16 protein-coding genes and 2 riboswitches are annotated in these 16,325 nt (G+C 44.8%); all 16 genes read right to left on the reverse strand.

Annotation, left to right across the window (positions count from 1 at the left end; genetic code table 11):
- Positions 1-51 precede the first annotated feature (51 nt).
- The 16 genes from purF to guaA all read right to left on the reverse strand — a co-directional run bounded on the left by purF (position 52) and on the right by guaA (position 16,277).
- A complete protein-coding gene (purF, locus tag BSI_RS06510; protein WP_003233947.1) occupies positions 52-1,482 on the reverse strand; it encodes an amidophosphoribosyltransferase in 1,431 nt (476 codons plus the stop codon).
- Positions 1,458-3,686 (reverse strand): phosphoribosylformylglycinamidine synthase subunit PurL, encoded by a 2,229-nt coding sequence (gene purL / locus BSI_RS06505; protein WP_004397714.1) that lies wholly within the window; start codon positions 3,684-3,686, stop codon positions 1,458-1,460. Before purL ends, purF begins: the two co-directional genes overlap by 25 nt.
- Positions 3,670-4,353: a phosphoribosylformylglycinamidine synthase subunit PurQ gene (gene purQ, locus BSI_RS06500; protein WP_004397716.1), complete on the reverse strand. Its 684-nt coding sequence runs from the start codon at positions 4,351-4,353 to the stop codon at positions 3,670-3,672. Before purQ ends, purL begins: the two co-directional genes overlap by 17 nt.
- Positions 4,350-4,604, reverse strand: a complete 255-nt coding sequence (gene purS, locus BSI_RS06495) for a phosphoribosylformylglycinamidine synthase subunit PurS (protein WP_004397717.1) — start codon at positions 4,602-4,604, stop codon at positions 4,350-4,352. Before purS ends, purQ begins: the two co-directional genes overlap by 4 nt.
- On the reverse strand, positions 4,597-5,322 hold the full coding sequence (gene purC / locus BSI_RS06490; RefSeq protein ID WP_004397718.1) for a phosphoribosylaminoimidazolesuccinocarboxamide synthase: 726 nt from the start codon (positions 5,320-5,322) through the stop codon (positions 4,597-4,599). The genes purS and purC overlap by 8 nt, the downstream gene beginning before the upstream one ends.
- Positions 5,323-5,396: 74 nt before the next feature.
- A complete protein-coding gene (gene purB, locus BSI_RS06485) occupies positions 5,397-6,692 on the reverse strand; it encodes an adenylosuccinate lyase (protein WP_004397719.1) in 1,296 nt (431 codons plus the stop codon).
- Positions 6,689-7,831, reverse strand: a complete 1,143-nt coding sequence (purK, locus tag BSI_RS06480; RefSeq protein WP_004397720.1) for a 5-(carboxyamino)imidazole ribonucleotide synthase — start codon at positions 7,829-7,831, stop codon at positions 6,689-6,691. Before purK ends, purB begins: the two co-directional genes overlap by 4 nt.
- Positions 7,824-8,312: a 5-(carboxyamino)imidazole ribonucleotide mutase gene (gene purE / locus BSI_RS06475; RefSeq protein ID WP_004397721.1), complete on the reverse strand. Its 489-nt coding sequence runs from the start codon at positions 8,310-8,312 to the stop codon at positions 7,824-7,826. Before purE ends, purK begins: the two co-directional genes overlap by 8 nt.
- 140 nt (positions 8,313-8,452) lie before the next feature.
- A riboswitch (purine riboswitch) is annotated at positions 8,453-8,554 on the reverse strand.
- 78 nt (positions 8,555-8,632) lie between these two features.
- Positions 8,633-8,830 carry an NETI motif-containing protein gene (locus BSI_RS06470; protein WP_003219403.1) on the reverse strand — a complete coding sequence of 66 codons (198 nt, stop codon included), beginning with the start codon at positions 8,828-8,830 and terminating at the stop codon, positions 8,633-8,635.
- On the reverse strand, positions 8,830-9,384 hold the full coding sequence (locus tag BSI_RS06465; RefSeq protein ID WP_004397724.1) for a DUF2179 domain-containing protein: 555 nt from the start codon (positions 9,382-9,384) through the stop codon (positions 8,830-8,832). The genes BSI_RS06470 and BSI_RS06465 overlap by 1 nt, the downstream gene beginning before the upstream one ends.
- Before the next feature lie 214 nt (positions 9,385-9,598).
- Positions 9,599-9,766 (reverse strand): Fur-regulated basic protein FbpA, encoded by a 168-nt coding sequence (locus BSI_RS06460; RefSeq protein ID WP_004397726.1) that lies wholly within the window; start codon positions 9,764-9,766, stop codon positions 9,599-9,601.
- Between the two features lie 159 nt (positions 9,767-9,925).
- Complete coding sequence (locus BSI_RS06455) at positions 9,926-10,729, reverse strand: DUF6574 domain-containing protein (RefSeq protein ID WP_004397728.1); 804 nt, start codon at positions 10,727-10,729, stop codon at positions 9,926-9,928.
- A gap of 209 nt (positions 10,730-10,938) precedes the next feature.
- Positions 10,939-12,261: a hypoxanthine/guanine permease PbuG gene (gene pbuG, locus BSI_RS06450; RefSeq protein ID WP_004397730.1), complete on the reverse strand. Its 1,323-nt coding sequence runs from the start codon at positions 12,259-12,261 to the stop codon at positions 10,939-10,941.
- Between the two features lie 135 nt (positions 12,262-12,396).
- A riboswitch (purine riboswitch) is annotated at positions 12,397-12,498 on the reverse strand.
- Between the two features lie 152 nt (positions 12,499-12,650).
- Positions 12,651-14,111, reverse strand: coding sequence for a DUF4179 domain-containing protein (locus BSI_RS06445; protein ID WP_004397731.1), 1,461 nt, complete (start codon positions 14,109-14,111; stop codon positions 12,651-12,653).
- A complete protein-coding gene (locus tag BSI_RS06440; protein ID WP_004397732.1) occupies positions 14,093-14,626 on the reverse strand; it encodes a sigma-70 family RNA polymerase sigma factor in 534 nt (177 codons plus the stop codon). The genes BSI_RS06445 and BSI_RS06440 overlap by 19 nt, the downstream gene beginning before the upstream one ends.
- A 109-nt stretch (positions 14,627-14,735) precedes the next feature.
- The gene (gene guaA, locus BSI_RS06435; protein ID WP_019257661.1) at positions 14,736-16,277 is read right to left on the reverse strand and encodes a glutamine-hydrolyzing GMP synthase; all 1,542 of its coding nucleotides are present in this window, start codon (positions 16,275-16,277) and stop codon (positions 14,736-14,738) included.
- Between the last annotated feature and the right edge of the window lie 48 nt (positions 16,278-16,325).

Consider the following 16,325-nt stretch of genomic DNA (forward strand, 5'->3'; position numbering starts at 1 on the left):
CAGAATGAGAAAGGCAGCCGAACTGCGCTGCCTTTATGTCATTTTCAAGTTTTATTTGGTTAATACCGCTTCTTTTACATGAGGAAGCACTGTATCCTGGTAAATTTCAGTCGGATATTTCCCTGTAAAGCAAGCGAGACACTGTCCGCAATTAGAGTCATCGTATTTTCTGCCAATGCCTTTCAGCAGCCCTTCCACACTCAAAAATGAGAGAGTGTCGGCTCCGATTTCCTGACGGATTTCTTCAACAGAATGGGAAGACGCGATCAGTTCTTCATGTGTGGACGTATCAATGCCGTAAAAGCACGGATGAGCGATTGGCGGTGAACTGATTTTGACATGCACCTCTGTCGCACCCGCTTCTCTGAGCATCGTGACAATCCGGCGGCTTGTTGTTCCACGCACGATAGAGTCATCCACCATGACGACGCGTTTGCCTTCCACAACCCCGCGCACCGCAGACAGCTTCATTCTGACGCCTTGCTCGCGCAGAGCCTGAGACGGCTGAATAAACGTTCTGCCGACATAGCGGTTTTTGATTAAGCCAAGCTCGTACGGGATGCCTGTTGCTTCTGCATAGCCGATTGCCGCAGAAATACTGGAATCCGGAACCCCTGTTACGACGTCAGCTTCAACTGCTGATTCCTGAGCCAGCATTTTCCCGAGGTTTTTACGCGCACTGTGCACGTTAATGCCGTCAATGTTGCTGTCAGGCCTTGAGAAATAAATGTACTCCATGCTGCAAATGGAACGGTTGATATTCATGGAAAAACGCTCTGATTTCATGCCTTCATCATTGATGATCAGCATTTCGCCCGGTTCTACCTCACGAAGATACGTTGCGCCGACCACATCAAATGCGCATGTTTCTGATGCGACAACATAAGCATCACCCATCATTCCGATTGACAGCGGTCTAAGCCCGTTCGGGTCAAGCGCGACAATCATTTCTGTTTCGGTCATGATCAAGAACGCGTAAGCGCCTTTCAGCATGGAAAGCGAGTTTTTAATTTGATCCTTCAGCGTGAAGTGGCCGCTTCTTTTGATCAGGTGAGCCAAAACCTCTGTGTCCGAAGAGGTTTGAAAAATGCTCCCTTGATTTTCAAGCTGCTGCTTCAGCTGAGTGGCATTGACGAGATTTCCGTTATGGGCAAGCGCCAGGCTGCCGTTGTTTTGGGACCGGAAGAGGAGCGGCTGAACATTTTCATATCCGCCGCCTCCAGCCGTCGCGTACCGAACGTGCCCGATTGCGCCTTTCCCCTTTACTTTGCTGAGCTCGCCGTTTTGAAACACTTCAGTGATCAGGCCTTGGCCTTTGTGCGCCGTCAGTTTTTCACCGTCAGTTGCGACAATTCCCGCGCCCTCCTGTCCTCTGTGCTGGAGGCTGTGGAGGCCGTAATATGTGATTTGCGGGGCTTCTTCATGTCCCCAAATCCCAAAAACGCCGCATTCTTCATTTAAGCCTTTGATTTCAGCAAGCATGGGATAGCTCCTTTCCATGCGCGCTCAAGCTCTTTCGTTTGCGCATGAATCAATTGTTGTCCGTCTTGGTTTTGAATCGCCAGAAGTCCGTCAGCTGTTACCTCACCGATATGAACCGCATCTTTCACCGCTGCTTCAAACGCTGCTTGATGTTCTTTTTTCACAGAAACAACAAAGCGGGATTGAGATTCAGAGAATAATAACGCTGCCTCTCCTTCAACAGTCACGTTTGCGCCAAGGTTTTCCGTCGTCATGACACTTTCTGCAATCGCTACGCCTAAGCCGCCTTCAGACACATCATGTGCAGATTGAACGAAGCCTTTTTTAATCGCGCCAAGTAGCGCTCTTTGGCGTGACAGCTCTACATCAAGATCGATTTGCGGCGCTTTGCCGTAAATGCTGCCTTCTGTCATTTTTTGCAGCTCACTACCAGCAAACTCAGGTTTTGTTTCACCGATCACGTAAACGAGATCTCCCGCTTGTTTGAAATGCTGTGTTGTAATGTGTGCTGTATCTTCAATTAAGCCGACCATGCCGATAACAGGTGTCGGGTAGATCGCTGTGCCGTTTGATTCGTTATAAAGCGATACGTTTCCGCCGATAACCGGTGTGCTGAGAACATTGCACGCCTCACTGATGCCGTCAGCCGCTTTTTCGATCTGCCAGAAGATTTCCGGTTTCTCCGGGTTTCCGAAGTTAAGGTTATCTGTGACGGCAAGCGGTTCTGCACCTGAGCAAATGATGTTGCGCGCTGCTTCAGCGACAGCGATTTTTCCGCCGACTTCAGGATCAAGATAGAGATAACGGGCATTACAATCTGTCGTCATCGCCAGCGCCTTTTTCGTTCCGCGGATTCTGAGAACACCTGCGTCAGACCCAGGAGCGACAACTGTATTCGTCCGCACCATGTAGTCATACTGATCGTAAACCCATTCTTTACTTGCGATCGTAGGCTGCTGGAGGAGGGCCTTCAGCGTTTCATTGGCATCATCAATTTGAGGAGCCGGAACGTCTGTCTCTAAAAACTCGCGGTAGTAAGCAGGCTCTTGAGAAGGCTTGTGGTAAACCGGTGCTTCTTCTGCCAAGGCATCAACAGGCAGCTCGCACACTACCTCTCCTTTATGTGTCAGGCGAAGCATTTTATCATCTGTCACACGTCCGACAGAAACCGCTTCAAGATCGTACTTGTCAAAAATATCGATGATTTCCTGCTCACGTCCGCGTTCGATAACCAAAAGCATCCGTTCCTGTGATTCAGAAAGCATCATTTCATAAGCGGTCATGCCTGTTTCACGCTGAGGAATCAGGTCAAGATTCATCTCAATACCAGAACCGGCTTTACTTGCCATTTCGGCACTTGAGCTTGTTAAACCGGCAGCTCCCATATCCTGAATGCCGACTAACGCATCACATTGGATGACTTCCAGACATGCTTCAAGCAAAAGCTTCTCCATAAACGGGTCGCCCACTTGAACAGCAGAGCGTTTTTCTTCAGACGAATCAGACATTTCTTCAGAAGCAAACGTAGCGCCGTGGATTCCGTCACGCCCTGTTTTCGCTCCTACGTACATCACTGTGTTGCCGACACCCTTTGCCTGGCCTTTTTTGATGTCTTCATGATTAATTAATCCGACGCACATTGCGTTGACGAGCGGATTTCCTTCATAGCTGCTGTCAAACTGCACTTCTCCGCCGACTGTCGGGATCCCGATACAGTTGCCGTATCCGGCGATTCCCGCTACTACTTCTTCAAACAAGTACTTCACGCGCGGTGAAGTCAGTTCACCAAATCGAAGAGAGTTCAATACAGCGATTGGACGGGCACCCATTGAGAATACGTCACGGATAATGCCGCCTACGCCAGTCGCAGCGCCTTGGTAAGGTTCGAGAGCTGATGGGTGGTTATGTGATTCAATTTTGAACACAACCGCTTGGTTATCACCGATATCAACGATTCCGGCGCCTTCCCCCGGACCTTGCAGCACGCGCTCTCCGCTTGTCGGGAATTTACGCAGAATCGGCTTTGAGTTTTTGTAGCTGCAATGCTCTGACCACATGACAGAAAAAATCCCGATTTCTGTGTAGTTCGGCAATCTTCCAAGAATGGATTCAATCAATGCAAACTCATCATCACTGACACCCATTTGCTGATACAGTTTCTCTTCTTTTATTTGTTCTTTACTTGGTTCAAGCAGTAGTGACATGAGTTTCCCTCCAATTTTTCACGATAGACTGAAATAATTTAAGACCGTCGGCGCTTCCAAGCAGTTCATCGACCGCGCGCTCAGGGTGAGGCATCATGCCTAATACGTTGCCTTTCTCATTCACGACACCGGCAATGTCGCTGACACTTCCGTTAATATTGGAGCCGTATGTGAAAGCAATTTGATTGTTTTCTTTCAATGAAGCAAGCGTTTCGTCATCACAGTAGAAATTTCCTTCTCCATGGGCAACCGGGATTGTAATCGATTGTCCCTTTTCATAGGAAGATGTGAATAATGTTTTGTCGTTCTGCACAATTAATTCAACCGGACGGCAAATGAACTTCAAATCTTTGTTGCGTCTCATTGCGCCTGGCAGAAGGCCAAGCTCCTGTAAAATCTGGAATCCATTGCAGACGCCAAGAACAGGTTTTCCTTCAGCCGCCGCCTGTTTGACAGCTGGCATAATATTCGCAAATCGGGCGATAGCGCCGCATCTCAAGTAGTCGCCGTAAGAAAATCCTCCCGGGATTAATACGCCGTCGAAGCCGTCAAGGCTTGTTTCCTCATGCCAGACGTATTCCACTTCATGGCCGAGCTCATCCTTTACAGCATGATACATATCGATATCACAGTTGGAGCCGGGTAACACAATCACCGCAAATTTCACTGTGCGACTACCTCCTCAACCTCGTATCTGTAATCTTCAATCACTGTATTCGCAAGAAGTTTTTCGCACATTTCTTTTACGAGCGCGTCAAGATCACGGTCTGATTTTTCAATGGTAAGCTCCATGTATTTCCCGATGCGCACATCTTGAACCTCGTTGTAAGTCATACTGTGCAAGGCATGCTGGACAGCGCTCCCTTGTGGATCTAGTACACTTTCTTTTAAGCTGACATAAATTTTTACTTTATACATGATGAATGCCTCCCAGTCTTTTGAAAATCTCTTCGTATGCGTCGGTTAAGCTTCCCAGATTGCGTCTGAATAAATCTTTGTCCAGCTTTTCGTTCGTGTCTTTATCCCACAAGCGGCATGTGTCAGGTGAAATTTCATCCGCCAAAAGCACTTGCCCGTCTGCATCTAGACCGAATTCAAGCTTGAAATCTATTAATCTGACATGACAATCGTCAAAAATGGTTTGAAGCTCTTCATTTACTGTTTTTGTAATGGACTTAATGGTTTCTACCTGTTCAGGAGTCGCCGCTTTTAAGAGCCAAATATGATCTTCTGTGATGAGCGGATCACCCAGCGCGTCATCCTTGTAGTAAAACTCGATAATCGGCTGTTCAAGCTCCGTGCCTTCTGGAATGCCGAGACGTTTGGACATGCTTCCTGCCACAACATTTCTGACGACGACTTCAAGCGGCACAATCGTTACCTTTTTAATGAGCTGCTCTGTTTCTGAAATGCGCTCGATAAAATGGTTGTTAATGCCTTTAGCATGAAGGTGTTTGAAAATTAAGCTTGAAATCTCGTTATTTAAGCGCCCTTTCCCGCTGATTTCTGCTTTTTTCTCGCCGTTAAAGGCAGTGGCGGAGTCTTTATACACGACATACAGCGTGTTTTCGTCATCGGTTTTGTAGATCTTTTTTGCTTTTCCTTCGTATAAAAGTTCTTTTTTCACAATATTCACGGAAGGCCTCCTAATCCGAATGTTGGGAATTTTCAAACTGCGGCGGCATAGAAGAAGCCGCCTAACAGCTTCTTCTATGCTAAACCTAAACGTTCAAAGATCAGATCAACATTTTTCAGATGGTAGTTGTAATCAAAGCAGTCAGCAATTTTTTCCGAAGAAAGACGGGAAGTGATTTTCTCTTCCGCTTCCACAAGCTCACGGAACGGCACTTGTTTTTCCCACGCTTCCATTGCCTTCGGCTGCACTGTATCATAGGCTTCTTCACGAGTCAGGCCTGTGTCAATCAAAGCAAGCAGCACGCGCTGAGAGTAGATAAGGCCGAGTGTGCGGTCCATGTTGCGTTTCATATTTTCCGGGAAGACCGTTAAGTTCTTCACGATGTTAGAGAAGCGGTTCAGCATGTAGTTCAGCGCGATTGTCGCATCCGGAAGAATAATCCGTTCTGCTGAAGAATGAGAAATATCGCGTTCATGCCATAATGGAACATTTTCGTAAGCCGTCATCATGTAGCCACGAATGACGCGCGCCATGCCTGTCATGTTTTCAGAGCCGATTGGATTGCGTTTGTGCGGCATTGCAGATGAACCCTTTTGCCCTTTCGCGAAAAATTCCTCAACTTCGCGTGTCTCACTCTTTTGCAGTCCGCGAATTTCCACTGCGAATTTCTCGATGCTTGTCGCGATCAAAGCAAGTGTCGCCATATAGTCAGCATGGCGGTCACGCTGAAGGGTTTGAGTCGAAATCGGTGCTGCTTTCAATCCGAGCTTCTCACATACATATTGCTCAACAAATGGATCAATGTTCGCATATGTGCCGACAGCGCCGGAAATCTTCCCGACCTCGATGCCTTCTTTCGCTTGTTTGAAACGCTCAAGATTGCGTTTCATTTCTTCATGCCAAAGCGCAAGTTTTAAGCCGAATGTTGTAGGCTCAGCGTGTACGCCGTGTGTGCGCCCCATCATGACTGTGTATTTATGTTCTTTCGCTTTTTCTTTTATAATGTCAACAAATCTCTCAAGGTCCTTGAGCAGAATATCGTTTGCCTGTTTTAATAAGTAAGAAAGAGCAGTATCAACAACGTCAGTTGACGTTAAGCCGTAGTGCACCCATTTTCTTTCCTCGCCCAGTGATTCGGAAACGGCGCGTGTAAAAGCGACAACGTCATGGCGCGTGTCCTGTTCGATTTCTAAAATGCGGTTAATGTCAAATGACGCGTTCTCGCGCATGACCTTTACGTCTTCTTTCGGAATGACGCCAAGCTCCGCCCATGCTTCACAGGCAAGAATCTCCACCTCTAGCCACGCTTGAAATCTGTTTTCATCCGTCCAAATCGCGGACATTTCAGGTCTTGAATAACGTTCGATCATTCTGCTTGTCCTCCGTCTCTATTCATCCATTTATTTGTGATCTCCTGAATCCAGTGGTCTTCAGGCTGCTTCATAAATGTAATATGCCCCATTTTGCGGCCTTTTTTGATTTCGTGTTTTCCGTATATATATAGCTTTGCTTCTTTTAAAAGCTCCGGCTCTTCCTCCACAAGCTTCACTTCATCACCGAGAAGATTCACCATCATGCCTGGCTTCAGCAAATCTGTTTTCCCAAGCGGAAGGCCGCATATCGCTCTGATATGCTGTTCAAACTGGCTCGTTTCGCAAAGGTCCAGCGTATAATGCCCTGAATTGTGCGGCCTTGGCGCCAGTTCATTGACCAAGAGCTCTCCGTCTTCTGTCAGGAACATTTCAACAGCAAGCGGTCCGACAAGGTTAAGCTCTTCTGCAAGCTTAACGGCCAGCTCGGCAGCCTTCTTCTGAATTCCTTCCTCCACCCGTGCAGGCACGATGCATTGAAAAAGAATATTGTTGTGGTGAATGTTTTCAGCTGCCGGAAATGTTGAAATTTCGCCGTTTACCGATCTGACGACGATAACCGACAGTTCCATTTCAAAAGAAACCCAGCTTTCAAGAATGCAAGTTCCGTGCTCTAAAAGAGCGGCAGCCTGCTCAATTTGCGCCTCTTCCTTGATGACAAATTGTCCTTTGCCGTCGTATCCGCCGCGGCATGTTTTGAGCACTGCGGGAAGCCCCAGCTCCTGTACCGCCTGTTCCAGTTCATCCTTTGTTTTGACGATGCTGTACGGCGCTACTTCACAGCCCGCGGCTTGAATTGCTTTTTTCTCCGTTTCACGGTTTTGGGTAATGAGCAGCAGCTCACTTCCTTGCGGGAGATACGCATGATCTTTTAGCCAATACAGCGCATCATAGTCGATGTTTTCAAACTCATACGTGATGATGTCGCTGATTTCAGCCAATTTTCGAATCGCTTCACGGTCATTATAATGAGCGGTAATTTCGACATCCGCAACCTGCCCGCACGGCGAATCTTTCACCGGATCAACGACTGCGACTTTATACCCCATTTGTTTGGCGGACACAGCCATCATTTTTCCAAGCTGGCCGCCGCCGATAATGCCGATTACAGCTCCCGGATAGATGATTTGATTAGACAAGCTGATCACTGCTTTCTAACACCGTCTGTTTTGTATTTTCTCTTCTCTCATCCAGCTTACGGGCAAGATCTTCGTCAAAAGCTGACAAAATTTGCGCCGCTAACAGGCCTGCGTTCACAGCGCCCGCTTTGCCGATGGCTGTTGTCGCAACAGGCACGCCTCCAGGCATTTGGACGATGGAAAGAAGTGAATCCATTCCGTTTAGCGCCTTGGACTGAACCGGAACTCCGATGACCGGCAGTGTTGTTTTCGCCGCCGTCATCCCCGGCAGATGCGCTGCTCCTCCGGCACCAGCGATAATCACCTTGATGCCTCTCTCTCTGGCAGTTTCAGCGTATTCAAACATCAAATCAGGCGTCCGGTGAGCGGAAACGACCTTTTTTTCGTACGGAACATTGAGTTCGTCAAGAATATCGCATGCGTTTTTCATTGTCTCCCAATCGGAAGTGCTTCCCATGATGATTCCTACTAGCGGCTGCATTCTGTTCCCACCTTCTAATGCTTTAGTTTTCAGAAAATAAAAAATACCCGCTCTGCATTGCACTTATGAGGAAGCAATACAAACCGGGCATGGTACATGTATCGTCAGTCGTTCGCTTCTGCGATATATCCATGTCAGTTTTATCGATCACTTTCCTGCATAGTCCGGCAATTTACGGTTGCCGGGTAGAAACTTATGGGCCATATTCCCAAGATTATATGAGGTCGTGTTTTGATTTCATGTTTATCTTAACAACGGACATGGATAATGTCAACGATATTATCGAACGATACAAAAATTCATTCTACTAATGTTCGTGTTTAGATCAATTTCCCTTCAAATACGATTTTTTTCCCGCACGGAACGATCTGAATTGACCCATTTTCCTTTTTTTCCATAAAAATAGGCTCTTCCATTCGCCGTACAGGCAGATATCCTTCTTCTTTCATTTGCTGAAGCACCGCATCAATGGTTTGCTGCTCTGTCACTTCAAACTTTTTCTTCTTCGGCTTTGCCATTATTCTTTAATTCTCCTCTTCTTCACCGCTTTGACCCAGAAGCCGCCGTGAATTGTTTTTGGTTCATATGCAATAATAAAGGCTTTTGAATCAAGTGTTTTAATCGTATCATACAGCTGGAGTTCATATCTTCTCGGTGTCAGAATCTGAAGGGCTGTGCGGTCGCCTTCAAGCCCGCCTGCCACCCAGTTCGTCACGCCGTAGCCTTTTTCACGAAGCTGCTTCGGAAGATCAAGATCAAGCTCCTTCGTAATCACGTTGACCATAATATAGCCAAGTGCCAATTTTTCTTCTATTTTCATGCCGGCAATCACGCCAAGACCGTAACCGAGCGCGTACGCGATTACATTTTGAATCTGGTCTAAGTTATCGAGCACCAGGCTCAGTCCTGTCACATAAACCAGTATTTCAATCGTACTGATGCCGGCCGCTAAATACCGCTGGCCTTTCAGCGTTAAAATCATTCTTATCGTAAAAAATGACACATAGACAATATTAATAATGAGAATTATGAGAACCATGGCTATCCCATTTGATAAGATGGTTTGCATCATTTTATTTCATCCCCCTACTCTTCAGCTTGCATAAAGCATTCATATTCTACTAGAGAAACGAGTCGTTTACAATCCGTTGCGGCCGTAAGCCTAAGGAAAATATTTCGACACACTTTGTCAGGTTGAACAGTAGTAGTTTACCCTCTTTCTCACCTTTTCAAAATCAAAACAAAAAAGCCCGCTTTTCAGCAGACTCACCTCTTCTCATATATTGTCAGATCTCTTTTTTCATTTTCAGAAGGGACTTGTATTCTTTCTCAAGCTCACTCAGCGTATAATCAGCCAGCTGTTCCCCTCTTCCCTGATAAAATTCCGAGAGCAGTAATTTGGTTTTTAAAAATTGTTTCTTCCGATTAATCGCTCGGCGAAGTAAATCGGCCATGTCCATCATCCTCCTTAAACATAAAGGTTTGTGCGCTGGACGTTTACAGCATTTTCCCTATCATACATGGATTAATCCTACAAATCAACTGTGTTTTTTAGATATATTTGTAAAAAGTGTGACATAAAAAAACCGGCTATAAACAGCCGGTTTTTTTCATTAAAGCGGAATCAGCGACGCCGTGAAATACTCAGAAATCAACGGCCAAGTCACCGCCGTAAACAGCAGCGCTACCGCAACCACAGCAAATACACAATAGATATAGTCAATCGGTGCATCGTGTGCCGCCTGATACAAACGCTGCACATACAGCGCCATCATAAAAAAGATCGAAAACAAGATCAGCACTGTAAACAGAACTGTCAGCATCGGGATATTCACGATCGCAAAGATCAGCCAAAGGATTGAAACAGCAATCACCGGTACAAGCAATGAACCCAAACCGGCAGCCGCTTCTCTGAACGTCACCTTCTGCTTCATCATATAGCGGGAGACGGCCCATACCGCTAAGACCATTACCGCGAAAAAGAGGAGCAAATACACAAGAACGACTAAAAATCCGTCATAGAAAGCGTGATGGCGTTCTCCAAACCCGAGCGGCCGATTCCAGCTCGCCTTTAACTGAAACCAGTTCCCGATTGAAAAGACCACACTGAATATAAGCATTGAAATCAGCCCATACTTATAATGAGAAAAACCATCCGCCACGACGGTTTTCGCCGGTGATTTTAAAATCGAGAACGCAAAACCGCAATATCTGTTGATGGCTGCCCATACAGACGCAAACTTTTCTTTAGCAGTTGATTCACCGCGTTCCTGGTGCGGTTTCTGCTTTTGTTTTTGCTTCTGCTTGCTTTGTCGGCTCGCCTTTCTGGACATTCTCGATAGCGGTTCTTCATCTGCATCTATTCTTTCACTCTGGTTAACTTCTTCTTCAAACGTTTCTTTTCTTTCTTCCGTCATGTCAGCAACTCCTATCAAAAAAATACGGCGGAATACCATTCAGTAAGAAAATAAAACACTTATATAAGGTACCGAAGCCTTCCTGAACAGTCAAGTCATTTCCATTTAAGTAAAGCATGGCGGCACATCTACATGACGGTATATCGTATGAAATGGTTTTACCTTTTGCAACAAAAAAACCAGCTGCACCGGCAGCTGGTTTTCATTCCTTATTTTAAGAAGATAAAGTACAGGATAAATACGGCAAACAGTCCGTACATGATCGGATGAACCTCTTTGGCTTTTCCTTTGCACACCATCGTAATCGGGTAGAAAATAAATCCGATGGCAATCCCAGTCGCAATGCTGTACGTTAACGGCATCATGATCATGGTAAGGAAAGCAGGAACGGCCACCTCGAACTTATCCCAAGCGATTTTGCCAAGCGGCGCCACCATCAATGCACCGACAATGATCAGCGCCGGAGCTGTTACATTTGATGTAACGACTGACAGAAGCGGTGAGAAAAACGTAGCCAGTAAAAAGAGAATACCTGTTACAATAGCCGCAAATCCTGAACGGGCACCCGCAGCGACACCTGAGCTTGATTCAACGTAAGAGGTTGTAGTAGACGTACCAAGCACGGCACCGATTACAATGGAAGATGAATCAGCTAAAAGCGCACGGCCCGCACGCGGCAATTTGTTTTCCTTCATTAAACCAGCTTGAGTCGCCACAGCAACAAGTGTACCCGCTGTATCAAAAAAACCGACAAACAAGAAAGTTAAAATGACGATCAGCATTTGGACGGAGAAAATATCCGGCAGGTGAATCCATGCTTGTCCGAAAGTCGGCGCAAGGCTCGGCACACTGCCGATGATTTGAGTCGGAACCGGAACCAAACCGAAAATCATGCCGGCCACCGCTGTTAACAGCATCCCGATAAACACGCCTGCGTTAACGCGAAGCACCATTAAAATAACCGTTACAATCACACCGAAAATCGTTAACAGCACAGGGCCGCTGTGAATGTTTCCGATGGTGACGAGTGTAGAAGGATTCGCTGTAATGATTCCTGAACCTTGTAATCCAACAAATGTAATAAACAGGCCGATACCCGCGCCGACTGCCAATTTAAGCTCAGGCGGAATGGCGTTGATGATTTTTTCACGAAAACCTGTTAAAGAAAGAGCAACGAAAATAAGACCTGAAATAAAAACACCAGACAAAGCTGCCTGCCATGAAATGCCCATACCGAGGACGACAGAAAACGCAAAAAACGCGTTCAGCCCCATACCGGGCGCGATGGCAATCGGATATCTCGCTATCAATCCCATTAAGATACAGCCTGCTGCTGACGCCAGCGCTGTCGCTGTAAAGACCGCACCTTGGTCAATTCTCAGCGCCTCCGGAAAATCTTTCACGCTCTCCAAAGCAAGCGTAATCGGATTGACGAACAAAATATATGCCATAGATAAAAAAGTCGTTAATCCGCCAATGATTTCATTGCGATAGCTGGTGCCCAGCTCATCAAACTGAAAAAACTTTTTCAAGCTATTTGACTCCCTTCACTCTTTGCTATTTATCCTGCCCTGAAAACGCCAAATAAAAAACGCCCCAATACATTTTGGGACGCTTGACTACAGACGGGTTTCAGTTTGAATAAATAAACGTGTTTTATTTATATCAAACGAAAGAAATGTTTACGTAGTCAAGCCATTTACGGTAGCTTGGTAGAGACTTGCGAGCCATATCCCCGCGATTATACGAATTCATCTTATTTGATTTCTGTGTCTATTGTACCAACTTCATTTTGAATTGACAATATAAACAACGAACATTACTTATTAAAAAAATTGGTTTATTCGTCTATTGACTAAATTGGCAACAATGATAAAAACCGTATGTATGACTTCATACGGTTTTTCAACTAAAAATGATTTTATCTTGTAGGCTGACTCACCTGATGCACTGGTACAGTAAACGAGAATGGCTTTAGTTGAATCAGGTCATTTAAAACGCCTTTATCAATATACAGACCGTATTCATTAAACTCAAAATGCTTTAAAGACAGCTTATCAAGATATGCGTCATCCAGTTCAAAAGTAGATAGCATTTCGGCTGTGTCCATATTTTGCACTTCAGCTTTATTCCATTTCAAATAATAACCTTCTTCATAATAAGCCATTGGATCAGACCATGATTGCATTTTTTTCATATCACCAAGGCCAATCATTTCACCTATATTCACTAAGTCATCTTTTGACATACTTGAAGTATCAACTCCTGTGAAGCGGTAATGAACCAATACTTTCCTCCCTTCTTGTTTAATGTTCTTGATTTCAATCCCTATGTTTTGATGTTTTGTTTCAGAAAGACGATACGGCATCCCTGCATTTAGCGGGACTATTTCACTACCCTCAGCCTCAGATCTAATATCTGCTATTAATGTTAGCTTTTTCGCTTTTGGATTGATTGGTGATTTTAACTGTGTTTGGCCTTTTGCTCTTACCGTTCTCTCGTTTACTTTTTTGCGTTCTCCAAGTTCGATGTTTGACGCTGACATCTCATATGTGTTTCCTAAATCATCTTTGACTTCGTTAATTTCAACCGTATCATGCTTTGCTATGCCTTGATAATCTATTGTAAATTGAAGGACAGATCCAAGTTTCCCGTTTTCCACTTGAATATTGGAAAATTGATAACGATTATGATAAGCCGATACAACTTTTGAGCTTTCTAAATAGTTCGCATTCTTTTTGGTAATAGGCAGTTTAAATCTCCAATTTCCCTGTATTTCATTGATATGAGTAATAACAAAAGGCACGGTATCCCCATTTTTTATTTCAGTACCATTTGTATAAATCCTTAATTGTCCTGCGTATTGTTTGTTATTTAATTTTTTGAGCATTAAGGAATCATAGTTGATTGAAACATTGTCGTTAAAATTCGCTTCGTCCACATTATAGCTGATCTCTTTTTCATCAGACTGGAAGTTATCAACAGTGAAATTATAGACAAGCTGTCCGGCATCGTAATAGGAGCTGTTTACAGACACAGTGATTCCCCTTGACTCAGCTTTTTGATTCAGAGCTGTGACCAAATTGCTTTTAAACAATGATAGGCCAACTTTATCTTGAAACTCCTTATAAATTTGGCCGACAATGGGTATGCTTCCCATCGCTTTGTTTACAGATGGCAGAAAAAGACCGGACGTTAAATACAGTATACATACCACAGCAGCAACAGCGATTCCATTTGTAATTGTTCGTCCCCATTTAAAACGGCGCCTTGTGTTATTTTCATTTTCAGCACGGACGACAGCTTGATGTATTGCTTTTTTTAGCTCTTTCTTTGGCACTTCTATGTCATCAAATATCTGCTTCACTTGGTGTTTGTCCATATGTTTTGATCCTCCTTTTCCAGCTCCTGTTTCAATGCTTTTCTCGCTCTATGTAAATGTGTTTTAATCGTGCCTTCTGCCATTCCTGTTTGTTCAGCTATCATTGAAATCGAATAATCTTGAAAATAATATAGCTGAATCGTGAGCTGAACATGTTCATCAAGTGAATCAATCGCATTTCGCAAATCTATGTATTCCTCAATATTTGCTTGATCGGTTCCAGTATCATGATGTTTCTCAAATGGGACCAATTCTCCTTTCTTTTTATTCATGGCAAAAATGGAATGAATCAGTATTCGAGTAAGCCACGTTAAAAAGTACTTTGGCTCTTTTAATTTTTCTATACTGATAAAAGCTTTATAAGCCGTTTCCTGTACAGCATCAAGTGCATCTTCTTTATTCCTTAAATAGAGATAGGCTGTTTTGTATAAAGTCTCCTGATGTGCCATCATAAGCTTTTCAAAGGCCCGAGCATTTCCTTTTCTCGCCTTTGTAATCAATCTTTCTTCCTTCACCTTATCCACCTCCTATGTTGTTAGATATGAAAACTGCCGAAACGGTTTCAAAAAGTTAACAAAAAAACGCCCCTTTTATAAAAGGGACGTTTTTCTATTAGCTATTTACTTACTCCCACTCAATCGTCGCAGGCGGCTTACTTGTAATATCATACACCACGCGGTTAATATGCTTCACTTCATTCACGATACGTGTAGAAATGACTTCAAGCACATCCCACGGGATACGCGCCCAGTCAGATGTCATGCCGTCGATTGATGTAACGGCGCGGATTCCGATTGTGTAATCATATGTTCTCGCGTCACCCATAACACCAACGCTGCGGATGTCAGGAAGAACAGTGAAGTATTGCCAGATATCACGCTCTAACCCGTGATTTGCAACTTCTTCACGCAAAATCGCATCTGATTCACGAACGATTTCCAGTTTTTCTTCTGTTACTTCGCCGAGAACGCGGATTCCGAGTCCCGGTCCTGGGAAAGGCTGGCGCCATACGATTTCATCAGGAATGCCGAGCTCTGTGCCAAGCGCGCGCACTTCGTCTTTGAAGAGCGTGTTTAACGGCTCGATCAGTTCAAACTGCATGTCTTCAGGAAGCCCGCCGACATTGTGGTGAGATTTGATCGTTTGCGCCGTTGCAGTACCGCTCTCGATGATATCTGTGTAAAGCGTTCCTTGTGCAAGGTAGTCGATGCCTTTGAGCTTGTCCGCTTCATCATCGAACACGTAAATGAATTCATTACCGATGATTTTGCGTTTTTGCTCAGGATCAGAAACGCCTTTTAGTTTATTTAAGAACCTGTCTTTTGCGTCTACTTTAATCACGTTCATGTTAAAGCCTTCGCTGAATGTTTTCATAACACCTTCGGCCTCGCCTTTACGGAGAAGACCATGGTCTACAAAGATACAAGTCAGCTGGTCGCCGATCGCTTTATGAATCAAAACAGCAACAACAGAGGAATCAACGCCGCCGCTTAGCGCGCAAAGAACCTGCTTGTCTCCGACCGTTTCACGGATTTTTTGCATTTCAATTTCAATAAAGTTCTCCATTGACCATTTGCCTTCACAATCACAAACGCCGAATACAAAGTTTTTCAGAAGATCATTGCCGTATTCAGAGTGGCGCACTTCCGGGTGGAACTGAACGCCGTACCATTTTTTGTCCGCTTTGCTCATCGCTGAGTTCGGGCAGTGATGGCTTGTCGCGTCAACAGTGAAGCCTTCAGGAACTTCTACAACCAAATCGCCGTGGCTCATCCAAACCACTTGTTCGTTCGGAAGATCTTTGAACAAATCAGGTGTGCCTTCGATACGGATGTTTGCTTTTCCGTATTCACGCTGGCTTGCCGCTTCAACTTTACCGCCAAGGTAATGGGTCATCAGCTGCATGCCGTAGCAAATTCCTAAAACAGGAATATCAAGCTCGAAGATTTTCTCATCACAGCGGAAAGAGTTTTCATCATACACACTGTTTGGACCGCCGGATAAAATAATTCCTTTTGGATTCATTTCTTTAATTTCTTCAGCCGTCAATGTATGGGGATGCAGCTCGCTGTATACCCCGAATTCACGGATACGGCGTGTAATCAGCTGGTTATACTGACTGCCGAAATCAAGGACAAGAATCATTTCATTCACTAACTTTGTCATGGTTGTCACCTAATCTCCTCTAAGTTTTTTGACACAGAAAAAAACGAG

The organism is Bacillus inaquosorum KCTC 13429, from assembly GCF_000332645.1.
GTDB lineage: Bacteria > Bacillota > Bacilli > Bacillales > Bacillaceae > Bacillus > Bacillus inaquosorum.